16 protein-coding genes are annotated in these 16,397 nt (G+C 50.2%); 5 read left to right on the plus strand and 11 right to left on the minus strand.

Annotated elements, in window-relative coordinates:
* The first annotated feature begins 10 nt into the window (after positions 1 to 10).
* On the plus strand, positions 11 to 565 hold the full coding sequence (locus G006_RS25065; protein WP_020482287.1) for an outer membrane protein assembly factor BamE: 555 nt from the start codon (positions 11 to 13) through the stop codon (positions 563 to 565).
* A gap of 19 nt (positions 566 to 584) precedes the next feature.
* On the opposite strand, the gene G006_RS0106095 is transcribed toward G006_RS25065, so the two are convergent.
* The 5 genes from G006_RS0106095 to G006_RS0106115 are packed head-to-tail and all read right to left on the minus strand — an operon-like array spanning position 585 to position 3,390.
* Positions 585 to 1,058, minus strand: a complete 474-nt coding sequence (locus G006_RS0106095; protein ID WP_020482288.1) for a LabA-like NYN domain-containing protein — start codon at positions 1,056 to 1,058, stop codon at positions 585 to 587.
* A 7-nt stretch (positions 1,059 to 1,065) separates the two neighbouring features.
* Positions 1,066 to 1,380, minus strand: coding sequence for a pyrimidine/purine nucleoside phosphorylase (ppnP, locus tag G006_RS0106100; RefSeq protein ID WP_020482289.1), 315 nt, complete (start codon positions 1,378 to 1,380; stop codon positions 1,066 to 1,068).
* 36 nt (positions 1,381 to 1,416) lie between these two features.
* Positions 1,417 to 2,004, minus strand: coding sequence for a tRNA (mnm(5)s(2)U34)-methyltransferase (locus G006_RS0106105; RefSeq protein ID WP_020482290.1), 588 nt, complete (start codon positions 2,002 to 2,004; stop codon positions 1,417 to 1,419).
* Positions 1,979 to 3,040 carry an NAD(P)/FAD-dependent oxidoreductase gene (locus G006_RS0106110; RefSeq protein WP_020482291.1) on the minus strand — a complete coding sequence of 354 codons (1,062 nt, stop codon included), beginning with the start codon at positions 3,038 to 3,040 and terminating at the stop codon, positions 1,979 to 1,981. Before G006_RS0106110 ends, G006_RS0106105 begins: the two co-directional genes overlap by 26 nt.
* Positions 3,040 to 3,390: a HopJ type III effector protein gene (locus G006_RS0106115; protein WP_020482292.1), complete on the minus strand. Its 351-nt coding sequence runs from the start codon at positions 3,388 to 3,390 to the stop codon at positions 3,040 to 3,042. Before G006_RS0106115 ends, G006_RS0106110 begins: the two co-directional genes overlap by 1 nt.
* Before the next feature lie 235 nt (positions 3,391 to 3,625).
* Here G006_RS0106115 and G006_RS0106120 point away from each other — a divergent pair, with 235 nt between their 5' ends.
* The 4 genes from G006_RS0106120 (at position 3,626) to G006_RS0106135 (ending at position 8,178) form a co-directional block, all read left to right on the plus strand.
* On the plus strand, positions 3,626 to 4,267 hold the full coding sequence (locus G006_RS0106120) for a polysaccharide biosynthesis/export family protein (RefSeq protein WP_235048834.1): 642 nt from the start codon (positions 3,626 to 3,628) through the stop codon (positions 4,265 to 4,267).
* A 94-nt stretch (positions 4,268 to 4,361) separates the two neighbouring features.
* Entirely contained in the window at positions 4,362 to 5,633 is a 1,272-nt protein-coding gene (locus G006_RS0106125) for a TonB-dependent receptor (RefSeq protein ID WP_235048835.1), read from the plus strand.
* A 1-nt stretch (position 5,634) separates the two neighbouring features.
* Positions 5,635 to 7,377 carry a hypothetical protein gene (locus tag G006_RS0106130; RefSeq protein ID WP_020482295.1) on the plus strand — a complete coding sequence of 581 codons (1,743 nt, stop codon included), beginning with the start codon at positions 5,635 to 5,637 and terminating at the stop codon, positions 7,375 to 7,377.
* A gap of 18 nt (positions 7,378 to 7,395) precedes the next feature.
* Positions 7,396 to 8,178, plus strand: coding sequence for a CpsD/CapB family tyrosine-protein kinase (locus G006_RS0106135; RefSeq protein WP_020482296.1), 783 nt, complete (start codon positions 7,396 to 7,398; stop codon positions 8,176 to 8,178).
* A 48-nt stretch (positions 8,179 to 8,226) separates the two neighbouring features.
* Here G006_RS0106135 and G006_RS0106140 read toward each other — a convergent pair whose 3' ends face one another.
* The 6 genes from G006_RS0106140 to G006_RS0106165 all read right to left on the minus strand — a co-directional run bounded on the left by G006_RS0106140 (position 8,227) and on the right by G006_RS0106165 (position 16,148).
* Positions 8,227 to 10,614 (minus strand): tetratricopeptide repeat protein, encoded by a 2,388-nt coding sequence (locus G006_RS0106140; RefSeq protein ID WP_020482297.1) that lies wholly within the window; start codon positions 10,612 to 10,614, stop codon positions 8,227 to 8,229.
* A 154-nt stretch (positions 10,615 to 10,768) separates the two neighbouring features.
* Positions 10,769 to 11,428, minus strand: coding sequence for a hypothetical protein (locus G006_RS0106145; protein ID WP_020482298.1), 660 nt, complete (start codon positions 11,426 to 11,428; stop codon positions 10,769 to 10,771).
* A gap of 11 nt (positions 11,429 to 11,439) precedes the next feature.
* Entirely contained in the window at positions 11,440 to 13,134 is a 1,695-nt protein-coding gene (locus tag G006_RS0106150; RefSeq protein WP_020482299.1) for a putative porin, read from the minus strand.
* A gap of 18 nt (positions 13,135 to 13,152) precedes the next feature.
* Positions 13,153 to 13,815 (minus strand): energy transducer TonB, encoded by a 663-nt coding sequence (locus G006_RS0106155; RefSeq protein ID WP_026146884.1) that lies wholly within the window; start codon positions 13,813 to 13,815, stop codon positions 13,153 to 13,155.
* A gap of 11 nt (positions 13,816 to 13,826) precedes the next feature.
* Positions 13,827 to 14,231 carry an ExbD/TolR family protein gene (locus G006_RS0106160; protein ID WP_020482301.1) on the minus strand — a complete coding sequence of 135 codons (405 nt, stop codon included), beginning with the start codon at positions 14,229 to 14,231 and terminating at the stop codon, positions 13,827 to 13,829.
* Positions 14,232 to 14,360: 129 nt separating this feature from the next.
* On the minus strand, positions 14,361 to 16,148 hold the full coding sequence (locus tag G006_RS0106165) for a DUF2341 domain-containing protein (RefSeq protein ID WP_020482302.1): 1,788 nt from the start codon (positions 16,146 to 16,148) through the stop codon (positions 14,361 to 14,363).
* Positions 16,149 to 16,397: the final 249 nt, after the last annotated feature.

Here is a 16,397-nt window from a genome sequence, read left to right on the forward strand (position 1 = left end):
TTCACTCCTCATGAAAAAATCGACTTTTTTGCTAGCGGCAGTCACCAGTTTATCGATTAACGCTTGCAGTACCATTCTCACCAACTTGCCCGGCGTGTACACCTTGGACATCCAGCAAGGCAACATCATCGATCAAAGCATGATTAATCAGCTCCGGCCTAATATGACTAAACGCCAGGTGCTCTACATCATGGGTTCACCGATGCTATCCGATGCCTTTCACGAAAAACGCTGGGACTATTTATATTCGGAACAACCGGGCGGCGAAGACCGGGTGCAAAAACGGGTATCGTTATTTTTCAACGGCGACAATTTGATGGGCGTGCAAGGCGACTTCAGACCTAGCTCGATGCCGGTCGCCAAAGAATCCACAGAAACCAGCGTCGATGTGCCGAAACGCGACCTGGAACGCTCGATGTGGGAAAAAATCAGCGGCTTGTTCGGCAGCGACGAACCCGATACCTTTGCCCGCAAAAACAATCAAAATGCTCCCGAACCCAAAGAAGCCGCCAGCTCCGCGGAGAAAGGCAAAGAATTGGTGGAAGAAGACCCCGACAAAAAATAGGTCATCGGTTGGAAACGCTTTAGAGCAATAGTGCGCCAGCTATCGCGATAAAATTGTCGGCTGCCTGAATCAAGGCCGGTGCGGTTAAACTATGAATCGCGTAAACATCGCTGGAAGTGCCAAAATCGTTGCGCACCTTTTGCAACAGCAACTCGAAATCGCCGTCGCCGGACAATAGAATAATGCGATCTGCCCGCGCGGCATAATCCATTACATCTAACGTGATCCCCACATCCCAATCACCCTTGCTGGTGCCGTCGCGGCGCTGGATATAGGGCTTTAGTTTGACGGTAAAACCGATGTTTTTCAGGATTTGCTGAAAACCCTGCTGCTTGCTGTCACCGCGATCGGTGGCATAAGCAATGGCAGCGACAACCTGTTTACCCGCGGTTGCCTGCTGCCAAAACGCGCTGTAATTGAAATGTTTCTGGTAGCGTTGCCGGGTGGTGTAGTAAATATTCTGGACGTCGACAAAAATCGCTACTTTTTCCATCCGGCGCTTACTTCAAAAAAGAACAGCAGTAATCGCTGGCAATACTCACCTTCATGGTAAATGCCGCATTCCCAGGCACATTGAAAGACTCGCCGCCTTTTACTGTTTGCCATTCATCACTACCCGGCAACAGCACCTGCAATTCCCCAGCCAGAATTTCCATCAACTCGGGATCGGCCGTGTTAAAGGTATATTCGCCCGGCATCATGAAACCCAAGGTTTTTGAGGAGCCATCAGCAAACTTAATGGTGCGACTATTCACTTTGCCGTCGAAATAGACATTGGCCTGCTTGACGATGGTGACGTTATTGAATTCTGACATGATGAAAATCTACTGCTAGTAAAAAAAGGAGCGCAATCATAGCAGATCGGCTTGTTTGCGAATAACAAAAAGCCGGGGGGCGGCGGGCTTGTCGTGGCTACTAAGTATAACTTCCGTTGTATAACAGGTCTGATCCAATCGCTGCGACCATGCCGCCAACTGCTCGGTCTCCAGTTCGCCGCCGGCGTGACCGGGATAGGCTAATACCGTGATCACGGCACGCGGCGCCAACAAAACGCATGCTGCATTCAAAGCGGCCAACGTCGAATCGATTTGGGTAATCACGGCTTTATCGGCCCCGGGCAAATAACCCAGATTAAACATCACCGCCCTCACCCGGCCATGCCATTGCTTGGGAACATGCAACAGCATATCGGCATGGCTGGCGAGACGTAGCGTCACCCGGCGCTGCAAATCATGCTGAAGTAAACGCTGAAAACTGTTGACCAGCGCTTGCGGTTGAATATCGAAGCCAATCACATGCCCGCCGATTCCAATGCTCCGCGCCAGAAACACCGTATCGTGACCGTTGCCCAGTGTCGCGTCGAGCGAAATATCGCCCGGTGCTACGTAAGAACCGACGATGTTATGAGCAATTTCAAGCAGGGAAATAGGTTTTGTCATAGCGGCGTATATCGCAGCCGGGGGGCAAGCCGGCGTGCTGTTGCAGGTAATCGGCAAACCGGGCAGCGTACCAGGGAATCGCCAAACTGCCCTTGGCGCCAAAGCCATTGAAAATATGCAGTTGCGGATGTAAAGGATGTGTGCCGATAAACGGCTGCTTATCCAGCGTGGCCGGCCGGATGCCAGCCCGACGCTGATAGACATCGGGGGGTTGCTGTTGAGGACAAACCGCACGCAAACTCGCCAATAATGCGGTTTTTGCTGCTTGAGTCGGCAAATTATCTAGCTGATTGGTATCGAAAGTGGCGCCGGTTTTAAAGCGCCCGGCCCCCAATGGAATCAGCCAATGCCCGTAATTCAAAATCTGTTGCTGAATATCTTGCCTGCTCTCACAACCGAGTATTTCGCCTTTTGCCAATTGAAACGGCAAATACTTGAACCATGGATTGTTAACCGCCTGATAGCCTTCGCAGAACACGATGTGTCGGGGGTAGATGTCATGCCAACGCAATGCCGGCTCCAGGTTAATTTCACCGTATTGCAGAGTATTGCGCCGATAACAGTTTTTGTTCCGCAAAAAATCGCGCAGCTGGCTCAACAATGCTTCAGTCCGCAAATAGCCCGTTTGCCGCTGCTGCAACACCCCGTAAGGCGCGTCGATCTCTGCGGGAGCTGGCGTCAACCCTGTTAAATAGTCGCGATAGTCCGGCTGAGCCAAGCGCCGCTCGGCGATTCCAAGCTCTTTATCAGTGCGGAGGATTTTCAGCATCGGCATTTGCACATAAAACGCTTGTCCAAACTGCGTACCAAGTTGCCGATAAACATGCATCGCGGCCGGCAGCAATGTTTCGACATCCACCTGCTTTACCAGACGCTGACCGGTAACCGGATTGATCAAACCGGCCGCGACTTGCGAGGCGTTCTCCGCGCCGTCGTCCACCACCAAGATTCTCAATTGTCGCTGCAATAACTCCCAGGCCAATAGACTACTTGCCAAACCCTGACCGACCAGCAACACATCGATTTGCACAGCCATTATTTGGCTTGCAAGGCCTCGCCTTTAAACACAATGCCGTCCCAACCATCGCGCATGAAGTGCCTGATATTTTGATGATCGTTGCCGGCCGGATTCCCCAACACGTCTTGGCGATAATAATCACCGAATAGCGCCAGAGTTTGTTCGACAGTCAGTTGCTGCAATTTGGCGAACGCAAAAATCTTGCAGGAGCCCTCGTTACGACCGGCTTCGTTTACCAAAGGTTGTTGCAAGCCGTTACTGAATTCAGTAGGTTGGTAGTGATAATGCTCGGCAATAAGCGCTATGGTTTCCTGAAATTCGACCGGCTGTCCGGACTTAACATGTTGTAGAAAATCGTTCACCATCATTGGCTTACTCCCAAAGCTTTATTAATATTTGGTTAAATTACAGTCTAATTCGAACAAAACACAGTCATTCCCGGTTATAATCGCATGAAATGTCTAGGTGTTTCTCACCGTCGACTGCGTTTGGGATCGTCTTATTATTGTTATATTCCGTTATTAAAATCCGGCCCTACTTTGTTTGGCGTTTGGTTCGGAACGTACGGATTGCAACCTCAATAACATCATAAAGGAATACATTTTGAAACAGATAATTACTCTTTTCTCGTTTTGTCTGCTTTGCTCCACCACTGCCTTAGCGGAATCGGAAACCCAGATCCCACCCGCACCGCCCATAGAACCTGTAAACGCTACTGCCAGCCCGGCACCGACGGTGACTATCGAACAGACCAACTATGCGGCTTATCAGCTGTCTCCAGGCGACGCATTGGAAATCACGGTCTGGAAAGAAGAAGGCTTGCAACAATTGCAAATACTGATTTCACCGGACGGCACGATTATTTTCCCCTTGATCGGTACCGTCGGCGCCGCCGGCAAAACCATTACAGAACTGAAAGATAATTTGACCAGCAGGCTGGCCGACTACATATCCGACCCATCGATTTCGGTTAAATTACTCAACAACCAGGGCAACTCCATCTTCGTGATAGGTAAAGTCAATAAACCGGGGCAAGTATTTTCCGGCAGACGCTTGGATGTTCTGCAGGCGCTGAGTCTCGCCGGTGGCCTTACTGTGTTTGCCAAGGAAGGTTCGATCAGCATTATTCGCCGCACCAGCGATCAAGTTAAAGTGTTTCCTTTCGACTATAGCGATGTGATTGATGGCGAAGATCTGGAACAAAACATCATGCTGGAACCGGGAGACACGGTCACCGTACCCTAAACGGAACTAGATAGAAGCACTATCTATGAAGATAAAAACGGATTTTTTGCTACCCGCGTTGGTTCTGTTCAGCACAGACGGCTATGCGCTGGATTTGTTGTTCAAACCTGAATTTAATTTTAGGGAGCGGTATGACAATAATGTACGCATGCAGATCAATCCAACACATAGCAATCTGATCAGCACCATATCCCCTGGCGTAATGTTCGGGTATCTTGCCGACGACAACGAATTGAATACTCGCTTCAGATGGAATGAGTTGATTTACAGTAGCGATTCGGCACTGGATTTTTCCGAAAAACTCGTCAACCTCAGCCACAAATATCAAGGCGAACGCTTCAAAACCGATCTGGCTGCTAGCTACGCGGAAGAATCCTCGATCAATAGCCAACTCGACCCTACAGTAATCGACCCAACACAGATCAACGAAGCACGTGGCGTACAACTTCTCGTGCCAAGAAACACCAAATCAGTCTCTCCGACTGTCACTTACAATCTGAGCGAGAAAAACTCCTTACAATTGGGCTATAGCTACCAGGATGTGACATATGATAGAGCGCAAAGCCTGATAAATAGCATTAATTACTCGGATTATAGTTTCCAACAATATTCGGCAACGGCCAGCCATGCCTACACCGAACGCTTGTCATTTAACCTGACAGGTGCATATTCGGTGTATGAATCGGCAAACGAGAGTCCAGGAATCGGTCTTTTTAATCCTTTTCCTTTTCCTGTGCCATTGCGATTTTATCAAACCGCGCCAATAACAACAGGCTTCAGCCAAAAATCGACTACGTTCACTTACCAAGCGGGTGTGCAATATCTATTTGACGAGCAGACCCAATTAGCATTTTCAGCAGGGATTCGCGACACAACAACTGACAGCACTCAATTCACCAGTTCGTCAAACCCTGCGCCAGAGCTTAATAGTCGGTCTTCCTTATCCAAAAACACCTTGGGCAATGTGTTTTCGGCAAGCTTGGCTCGTAAAAGCGACTGGGGTGACTTTAGCTTAAGTGCGGGACAACAGCTCAACCCGGCCAGCACCGGACAGCAGCAAACCTCAACCACATTTTCAGCTCGAGGTCGTTACAATCTCACCGAACGCTTGTCTACCGGTATCAACGCCAATTACTTGTTATCTGAATCGATATCCACTTTTAGTAACGATACCACCAGAACTAATAACCGCACTTTCATTACCCTATCACCGAATGTTCAATGGCGCTGGACGCCGGAAATCAATTTGGATCTGTCTTATAGCTATCGCCAGCAGGTGTATGAATCAAACAATCAGACCATAACCGGCGATAGCGTACAACTACAATTCTCTTATCAACCTCAAATCAATCGTCAGGTGAAATAGCGTGGAAAATCAAGCCATCGACATCAAGGACTACCTAAAAATCATCAAACGACGCAGAAAGTTTTTGATTATTCCATTTCTAATCATCGCGCTGATCAGCATCGTTTTGGCAGTGCTTTTACCGGCTGTGTACCGCTCTACTTCCACCATTTTGATCGAAGCGCAAGAAATCCCCGCCGAACTGGTGCATTCCACCGTTACCACGTTCGCGGACCAACGGATTCAGATGATCAGCCAAAGGATCATGACCCGACCGAATTTGACCGAAATCATCAAGAAATACGATCTGTACGCAGAGGAACGGCAAAAAAAGCCGGAAGAAGTCATTCTGGAAAAAATGCGTAAAAGTATAAAAGTGGAAACCATCAGTGCGGACGTTGCCAATAATAAAAGCGGCCCGGCCCAACAAGCCACCATCGCGTTCACACTGACATTCGATGACAAATCACCAACGCTTGCGCAAAAAGTAGCCAACGAATTAACTTCCTTATTCTTGAAGGAAAACATCAAATCGCGCACCGAATCCGCCGAAAATGCAGCATTGTTTTTGAGCGAGGAGTCAAAACGGCTTAAAGTGAAAATCCAGGAAATTCAACAAAACCTTGCTAATTTCAAAGAGAAAAACCTGAACCAGCTGCCGCAAATCAGTGCGTTGAATCAGCAAGAACTGACATCCTTGAGCAATCAGTTGCTGCAAATGGACAGCCAAGAACGCTCATTGCAGGACCGGCGTTTCTATCTGGAAGGCGAGTTGGCGCAAATCGACCCGAATGCGATGGCTACCAATGCGGTGGGTAACCGGGTGTTTGATATGAAAGACCGCTTGAAGGAACTGCAATCGCAATATCCATCCGTGTTATCCAGCCACTCCGCCAGTCATCCCGATGTGATTAAAATCAAACGGGAAATCGACTCATTACAGAAAGAAATCGGCTCCAACACCGATCTTAACGCGATGAATGGCGAGCTAACCGACAGAAAAGCAGAATTGGCCTTGTTGTTGAAACAGTATTCGGACAAACATCCGGACGTCGTGAAACTGCAAAAACAAATCAGTGCCTTGCAACAAAGCCTGGCTGACGCGAAACAAAGCGACTACAGCAATGCCGACATTCAACCGGATAACCCGGCCTACATCACCTTGAAATCGCAACTGGCTTCCGTGAACACCGAAATCGAGTCGTTAAATTTCACGCGTAGTCGTGTACAAAGCAAAATGGAAGAGTTGCGCTCAAGCCTACGCCAATCGCCATTGGTTGAAAAAGAATACATGGATTTGATTCAGGATCTGGACAATACCAATCTGCGCTATCGGGAAGTGAGCGCGCGCGAGATGGAAGCGCAAATCTCGCAACAATTGGAGATGGAGAGAAAAGGCGAGCGTTTCACCTTAATCGACCCACCGCAAGAGCCGCTGCAACCGGTTAGCCCTAATCGAATTGCAATTATGGTACTGGGTATGGTGTTGGCTTTAGCTAGTGGTTTTGGCGCAGTCGCGTTGACCGAAATGCTGGATTCGACCATCAATAGCCCAAAAGCGGTCGCCGCGATTCTGGGCGTGGAACCTTTGGCTTCGATACCTTATTTTGAAAGTCAAAAAGAACATCAAGCTCATAAAAACGAAAGACGGCTGTTGTTGATAGGCATGGCAATAGCCGGCATTCTGGCTGTCGTTGCTTTTCATTTTATCGTCATGCCGCTAGATGTATTTTGGTACAAATTACTACGTGTCGTGGGCAATTAATCAGTTAAGGGAAAATTTATGAACCCCATTGAAAACCTCGTGGAAAAAAACAATCCAACGGCTGCTTCATTAGCCAATCAACCGGGCGACAAAGTCAGTATCGCTTATACCCAAACCCGGGTACACAGTCCGGATCAAAACTTACTGAAGCAAAACCGGATTATTTCCGCGGCGCTGCCCGGCAAATGGCTGGAATCCTACCGAATGTTGCGCACCCGCTGCCTGCAACAAATGGACGCAATGGAATGGAAGACGATGGCTATCACCAGCCCCAGCGACGGTACCGGCAACAGCTTAACGGCTGCGAATTTAGCCATCAGCATGGCGATGGAACTTGACCGCACTGCCTTGCTGGTCGATGCCAACTTCCAGAATCCCAGCATCAACCAATTATTCGGCATTCAGCCGGGCGCAGGTCTTAGCGACTATTTGCTGCATGACACTGAATTAAGCTCCATGCTGATTAATCCGGGCATAGAACGTCTGGTAGTCCTGCCGGCCGGCAAACCCTTGTTTAACTCGACGGAAATGTTGCGCTCGCCGAAGATGGTACGACTGGTTAACGAGCTGAAAAGCCGTTACCCCTCGCGTATCATTATTTTCGATATGCCGCCGATTTTATCGCACGACGATACGCTGGGTTTCTCGCCATATGTGGATTGCGTGTTATTGGTGATCGACGAAGGTCATACCAAGACCGAGCAGTTGAAGCACGCAGCCTCTTTGTTAAAAGACACCAACGTACTGGGGACAGTATTCAATAAAGCCACCGATAATAAAATCGGCTATACCGGGGTTTAGACCGGTTTGACGTGGCTACTTGCGGTAGCCACGTCACTGCATTTCCTATCAGAGTTTACTCAAAACATCCTTCGCTTCATTCAAGCCGTCGAATTCCACTTTTTTATCGACCGCTTTTTGCAAATACTCGCGGGCTTTGACTGGATCGTTTTGCTTGAAGTAGACCATACCCAAATGATAATTGCTGATCGGTGATTGCGGATCGCGTTCGATCACTTTCAACATGATCTCTTTGGCCTTGTCGTAATTGCCTTGTCTATAGGCAACCCAAGCCGCCGTATCCATCATGTTAGGGTTATTGGTCTGCAACAAAGGTTCGGCCAATTTGGCGGCACGTTCCAAACTATCCGGACTGGACGAAAAATCCGACAAGTAACTGGCCAGATTATTAACCGCAACCACCGAATCCGGATGCAGTTTGTAAGACTCTTCGTATAGCGCCAGAACCTGCTCATGTTGACCATCGCGATGATACAAACGTGCCAAATCATCGACCAACTCTAATGCGCCCTTAGTCTTCTCAATACCTTTTTTATAAATATCGATGGCTTCGGCTTTATTTTTTTGCGCCAGTTCGATCAAGGCCAAATTCCGATAAGGGCTATACCAATCCGGTTTAATGCTTAAAGCCTTTGTGTAAGCTGTTTTTGCGTCCGCGAATTTTTGCTCGTTCAGATAAGCGCCGCCCATCAGGTTATAGGCAATAAAATGATCCGGCTGCTGTTTGATGACTTGCTGCAATTTGCCGATAGCTTTATCCGACTGCTTCAATACCAAATAGCTTTTTACCATCTCGGTCAAAGGCTCAATCGCATCCGGCTTACGCGCCAGGGCCTGTTGAAACGCTTCTGTGCTGGCTTCCAACTTACCTTCCGCCTGATAGCCCAAGCCGGACATGTAAAAGCCGGTGGCATCCTTATCCGATAGCTGTTGCACCTGCTTAGCAATGTCCTGTGCCTTATCCCAATGCTTTTGCGACAACTCCATTTTAAACATCGCCTCCAAGCCTTTCAGACTTTTCGGATTGGCTTTCATCAGTGCTTCAAGCTGCTGTTTTGCTTGATCCTGGTGCCCGGCTTTCATATGCAAGCCAACCAAATCCAGCCGGGCGGTCTCATCGCCCGGTGCGACGGCAACCACTTTTTCCATGTTTTCTCTGGCCAGTTCTTCCTCGTTATTGCGCAGATGGGCCGCGGCCAGCATTTTCAATACGCCGATATTATTGGGTTGATCAACCAATACCGAGCGAAAATCGGAAATTGCATCGGGAATTTTGTTTTCACCCAAGGCAAACTGACCGCGTAGCGTCAAAGCCTCAGCATCGCGCGGATTGCTATCCAACACTTCTTTGATCAAGGCTTTAGCCTCGTCGCCACGCTTGGTCATGGCATACAAGGCAGCCAATTTATTCCGCGCGGTGATACCGCTGGGTCCCAACTTATCCTGTTCGACGACTTCTTTCATAGTCGCTTCGGCCTTATCGATTTCCTTTTTGGAAAGCTGGATATTGGCCAGTTTGAATTTCAACTCATACGCTTGCGGCTTTTGCTCTATCATCGGCAGCAGCTCGGCAATCGCCACTTCCGGACTGCGTTTTTCCAACAGGAAATCGACTAAATACGTCTTGGCGGTATCGTTGTCCGGCAATTTGCTGACCGCGTCGCGCAGAGTCGCTTCGGCTTTATCGACTTGTTTGGTACCGACTTGGAACAAAGCTAACGTACGGTAATGCTGTAATTGCTGCGGCTCCAGTTTGACAATTTCCACCAACATTGCCTCTGAATCGGCAATCTGATTGTTTTTAGCGTACAAGCCGGCCAGCATGCTGCGCAATGCAACATTATCGGGCTTCTTTTCAATAGTTTGCTTCAATAAAACAATCGCTTCATCGACTTTATCCAAACGCGCCTTAATAGACGCCATCATCAACGTCGCCGGCACATCGTCCGGACTGTTTTTCAAGGCGCGCTCCACCGTCATAATCGCGCCGTCGCTGTTATTTTTGGCTGCTTGTACGCCGGCGAACAACACCAACGCCTCGACATTATCCGGTTCCTTCGCCAACGCTTCGCCAACCATTTTTTCTGCATCGTCTACCGCACGATTCAACAATAACAACTGGCCGACCCGCACCCGCGCCATCACGTGATTTTCGTTGCCGGCAACGACGGTACTATATTCCTTAAAGGCATTTTCGATTTTGCCTTGCTTGCTCAGGGCTTCCGCGATTTGAAAGTGAGTTTCCCAGTCCTTAGGATCGATTTGCAGCACGTTTTTATAGGCAAGCAACGCTTTTTCATAATCGCCCGCTTGATATAGCTGTTTGCCTTCTTCCATGTATTTCGCTTTCCGTTCATCGGCGCCGTTACAGGCCACCAAGCCGGTCGATAACACAACAATGCCTAGATTTTTTAAAAAATTTTGTTTCGTTGCCATTAGTCTCTCGATAATTCGTGCGTTTGATTATGTAGCCGCCATGATGGAGCGCCGCTTTTTGGGATTTTAACTTATTTACGCGACCAAGCCTTAAGGCTTTCGGTAAATCGGCGAGGGTCGAGGTGCGGCATGTTGCCGCACCTGAGTACAGAAACTATTGGACGCCAGCCGGCGCTGTGCCGATATCTGCAGCGGATTGTTTTTGATATTTACCGGCGTTCAACTTGTCCTCATATTCCTGAACAATGGTTTCCATTTCGACACTATTGAATTGCAGCAAGGCTTCATTCTGCAACACACTAGCCAGTGCGCCTTTGTTTTCGTAGCGTTCCAGCAATTCCTTGGCAGCCTCGTAAAGTTTCACATTATGAGTATCGCAAACACCCAATTGCTGTTCAGTTGCTTGCTGCTTGGCATTTATTGCGGCTAATTGCGCCTGTAAATCCGCTTTAGCCTGACTCACTTCCTTATGCTTTTCAATCACGTCGGAGAGTCTGGCATTGGTTTTCTCTAAACGCTCTCGCACCTCGCCGTTGGAGTTTCGCTGCGCAGACAACTCGCTGCTGATTTGTTCCTTGGCTGCAACCGCCGCCGAATGCGCTTTTTTCAACTGCTCAAGCTCCTGCAATTCCTCGGCTAACTTGGCCGATTCGGCCTTTGCCGCATCCCGCTCGGCCGTCAGGCTTTTGACCATGGCTTGCAGCTTTAACACGGCGCCGTCGTTCTTGGCGGCCTCACGCGGCGCGGCCTGACCGGCAGACCAGCCGCTACTGACAAGCAGAAATAAAACGGCAACTATCGGAAATGTGTTCATTGGCAACCTACCTAGAATTGCGTATTGACATCGATCTGCAACACATCGATACCGAGAGGGGGTCCAGTGATGATATCGGCACTCAACCAGCGACCGGTCAGCCAGACGTTTTTCATCAAGCCATAGTTACCGCCGATGAACCAGCCTTTGCTGTTGGTACCGCCGAGGTGGAAGTCGGAATCGGTGAAAGCGTCCAATACCGCATCGCGCTCCACGTACTTGTAGGCGGCAAACACATTCCAATGCCCGGCCACTTCGGCTCGCGGCCAACCGAAATCCGCTCTAAACTGCCAAGCGTTGGTTTTGCCCTCGACCACGGTACCGTTCAGCATCCGGCTCACCGCGGCTTTATTAAAGCCGACGTTTTTGGCGTAATCACCGCTTAAACGCAAGCGATAGGGAGCGAACATGGCCATTTCGTAGGAAATATTGGCATTGACGATGTTGTAATCGGACGCCAAGCCGACCATACCCGGATTGGAAGCCAACGCCCCGGTGCCTTCTCGGCAGATCGACGCTAAGGTATTGCCGCCCTGCATGAATTCAGGCCGTGAAGCGGTGTTGCCACGCGTATTGAGATCGCAAGTACCTAAAACGCTAGTATTTTGCTTGGCTTCGACGTTGACATAATCGAAATAAGCCAGCGCCGCCTTTAAATTGTCTTGATTGATAAAGCCCCAATCGACCCCGACCTGACCGCCGAACAACCATTTATCGCTGCTCAGTGCCGACTCTTGCAGCGGAAACGCACCCGCCGTGGCAAACACGGAATGGGTTTGATCGTCGTTGGCCATCAAGCTGTCCGAACCGCCCAAACGGTGGCGCACAGTGCCGGCAAAACCCTCGAAAGATAAATCCGTATCCCACACCAATTCGCTACCGCCGGTAAATTCGCCGCCGCCGGTATACCAGGGATTCTTGATACGACCGCCCGACAAGGTCAGCCATTTGAATTTGTTATCGTCGAACGCATCGTATTGCAGATAAGCCCTATCCACGGTGAAATCGTATTTTTGCCCAGTAAATCCCAGAGACTGGTTGGTGGATACCGGATCACGTTGATTACCCGTCGCCAAACGTACACCAGCTTTCATACCATCGGTAATCGCCGCATCAATGCCTAGACGAAAACGCTCGCGAAAATGTTGTCTGTCGGTAGTCGTATTCAAGAACTGATCAACACCCGCAGCGTTCAGACCGCCTCTTTCGTTAACCGCCTGCCAATCGATATAAGAATTGGCGATATTTTCCTTGGCCATTAACTCATGCTGCGAGCGCAAGCGAATATCGCCGGACAATTTGAAGCGCTTGGTCCATTCCGGCAACGCATTCGGCATACCCCATTGCTCGTTCTTGGCCTTTTGCATCACATCGCCGACCACTTCTTCGCGCAGCTCACTGCGCACTTGCTGACGAATCTCGTCTTTGACGAAGTCAGGCACATAAGCCACGCGTACTTCATCGGCCGGCACCGCTTCCTTGGCACCGGAGGCCTTGGCTTCAGCCACCTGCTGGCCCGCTTCGACTTCGGCTTGCTTGATCATCTCGTTAGCAGCCTTGTCGGTAATCACGCCTTGTTTGACCAGTTGTTTGATCAAATTAGTGGTGGTATTGCGCAGTTTCAGCAACTCTTCCTTTTCTCCGGCCTGCACGGTGCCGATCAGCCCTGATAGTGCCAGGGCCATCAGCTGTTTTTTGTTCGCCATTGTTTTACCTGTGGATACTTAAATACGTGATGAAATTTTTAACTTAATCGGCTGCTGCATGCCCGGCGGCGGTGCCTCCGCGACTCGGTCGAATTTGTTTAACAAGCGGCTGAGCAATTCGTCTATGTCCGCATCGTTGCTGCCCTTGGCCAATTCCACCCGTTCTACAGAGCCGTCGGCTTTCAGCCAGACCTTGACGATGGCGGTATAACCTTTACGGCGCAATTCTTCGTGGCTGCTGAGAATGTTCAGAATGCCGTTCTTGACCAAACCGCCGTACCAGGCAAACGGGTTGCCGGCTCCACCGCCGAACAGCCCGGTGCCGCCCTTACGGGCTGCCAGACCAAAACCGTCCGAACCGGCCGTGCCCTCGGCATCCAGGCCAAGGTCGCGCGGCGGTGCTTGTTCCGGTTCGGGTTCCGGCTCAGGCTCGGGTTCCGGATCGGGTTCCTTGATTTTTTCCTTGATTTCCGGCTCGGGCGGCTTTTCTACTTTGGGCGGCGGTGGCGGAGGCGGCGGCGGTTTCAGCAAGGTCACCGGCTGAATTTTTTTCTCGCTTTTCGTCGGTTTTTTGTCGACGAACTCCATAATGATCTTAACGACGTAGAAAATCGCGATAGCGGCGATTACGGCAGCGATAAGCATCGGAATATAAACCCGCCAATGTTTCTTCTTTGACATGTCGCAAGGCTTTATTTGGTCAGATTTTGGGTGACCAGACCAACCTGGGTAATTTCCAGTTTGCCGAGCAAGGCCAGAATATCGACGACGCTTTGGTACTGGACGGTGGCGTCACCCTTAACCACCACCGGCAATTCCGGATTGGCGGCCTTGTATTGCATCAGTGTCGATTCCAGCTGCTCCATCGTCACAGGAAAGGTATCCAGAAACAAAGTACCGTCCGCCGTCACCGTGATGGCTTTGGTTTGCGGCTTGGCCAAACTGGGCGTATTACTGGCCTTGGGCAGATTGACCTGCACGCCTTGCACAGCAGCCGTGGTCATCAGAATGAACACCACCAGCAACACATAAGCCAAATCCAGCATCGGCGTGACGTTGATTTCGTCGTACGCCGCATTTTCTTCTTGAACTTTCATTGAGTATTCTCGTGATCCACAGATCGGGTTTCGGAAGTTGGGTTCGCTCGATAGAGCGCAATCCGGCACATCGAAGCCAACATGTCGGCTTAAGACTAGCGCCTAAGCCGACCTACATTTCTTTTCAACTCAGCTATGCTGCTCGGCGAGTTTGGCAACGAATTCATCGACGAACACATGCATGTCGGCGGTCACCGCCTTGATGATGCTGCCCAGATAGTTGTAGGCAAACAAAGCAGGAATCGCCACGCCCAAACCGGCTACGGTCGCCGCCAAGGCCGCTGCGATACCCGGTGCGATAGCGTTGACATTCACTTCGCCGCTGGCGGCAATCGCCGCAAAGGTGATCATGACCCCAACCACGGTGCCCAGCAGACCCAGGAACGGACCACCGGAAATCGCGATGGTCAATAACACCATTTGCGAATTAAGTTTTTGCAGTTCCCGGACCAACACGCCGTCCATCGAGGCCTTTACCGCATTCAAAGCCTGGGCAGACAAGCCCTGGTCGGCCGCTTCGGCACCCACGCTTTTAGCCAGACGTTTATTCATTTCCTGCACGCCGACATGGTAGATGCGATAAATGGAAGAGCCCGCAAAAGCCGCATGATTGCCGGTCAAGGACAGTAACAACGGCGATTCGTCATAATCTTCCTGGCCGTCTTCGTCCTGGTGATCCAGATTGCTTATATTTTTGGCGCCTAATTGGCTGAAGGCTTCTTCGAATTTTTTGTTTTCACTGCGGGTACGGTTCAACACAATCGCCTTGCTGACAATCACCAAGGTACTGACGATGAACATCACCCCCAGAATACCAATGATGACCCAGCCGTCCACGGTGACGTTATCCAGCGTCGACATTAAATAGGATTCGCCACCCTCTTCGCTGTCGGGCGTACTGTCTTCACCATAGTTCAACAACGCCGACGACTGGCCTTGCATGAGCGCCGCGAATTGTAGGTAATTCTGATCCCTCGCCACTTTAGCAATACCGAACTCGTCAATGGCGCCGACTAAGCCGCGTGAACCGTCCACCGCCGCGCCGATACTCATATCGCCCAACAACGACGGCACACTCGCCGGCAAGATACCGACCGGCTTACCATCCACATATAACGTAAAACCGTCCTTGTTACCGGCGACCGACAAATACTGCCACGTGGCCAAATTTAGATCGGCGGAGCTAACCAATTGCTTACGATTAACTTCCAAAACTGGGGTTTGACCTCTAACAGATAAAATCAGCCCATCGCGCGCAAATATTACTCCGTCGGTCTGCGCCTGATCGATTTTCACCCATGCCGAAACCGTCCAGCCAAATTCGACAGCCATCTGAATGGCGGGCGTTGCCGCAATGCGTATCGATTGACTGCCGTTAAAACCGCCAGCTTCGCCAATGGCTCCGCCTTCCACAACCGTTTGCGTAGCCGTAGCCGGTTGATTGGCGTACGCCGTAGCGTCTTTCACCGGACCGGCCTCGAAGTGATAGGCAACCGCTTGCGCCACATCAAAAATACCCGGCGCATCCTGACCGTCCACAGCCTTGGGATTGCCATAATACATCCAGAACATCGACTCCTCAGCGCTTGCGATGTCTTTGGGCAATTTCACCCAAATCAGCGCCATCTCGTTGACCGTATCGATTTTTTCGATATAAAACTTCAACGGAGTCTTATCGTCGCCGGCCATGAAGCGCAAATCTTTGCCGTTTTCGCCCAAATCGGCGAAGAAGCTGAAATTGCCGGTATGTAAACGCACCAGCACCAAGCCTTCAGCTACCGGCGTCACGCCGCCCTGCTGCAATTGCTGGGCGTCTATGGTTATTTTCTTTCTATATCCCCAGTCGTCGTTCCACCAAGCTTGGGCCAGTCCGGGCATCGCCAACAGGGCCGCTACTAATAACACAATCCGTTTCATGATCACTCTCAAATCAAAACATAAACTGGATTATCCCAACGTTTTTTTACATGATTATGACGAGCGGTAAAGTATCGAAAAAACTGGAAAAAATATTATTAAGCCGGACCTTAAATACTGTTCGCCTAAATGTCTTTGCGGGTACTGTCGAAGGGCACACCACTCTGGGCTTTGACGAGCTCAGCTCGAACGAAATACCGGTGATATAGGGCCGGGGTGGCCGCGAAAGGCGGCAAACCCATTGCCCGC

It is taken from the genome of Methylomonas sp. MK1 (assembly GCF_000365425.1).
Lineage (GTDB): Bacteria > Pseudomonadota > Gammaproteobacteria > Methylococcales > Methylomonadaceae > Methylomonas.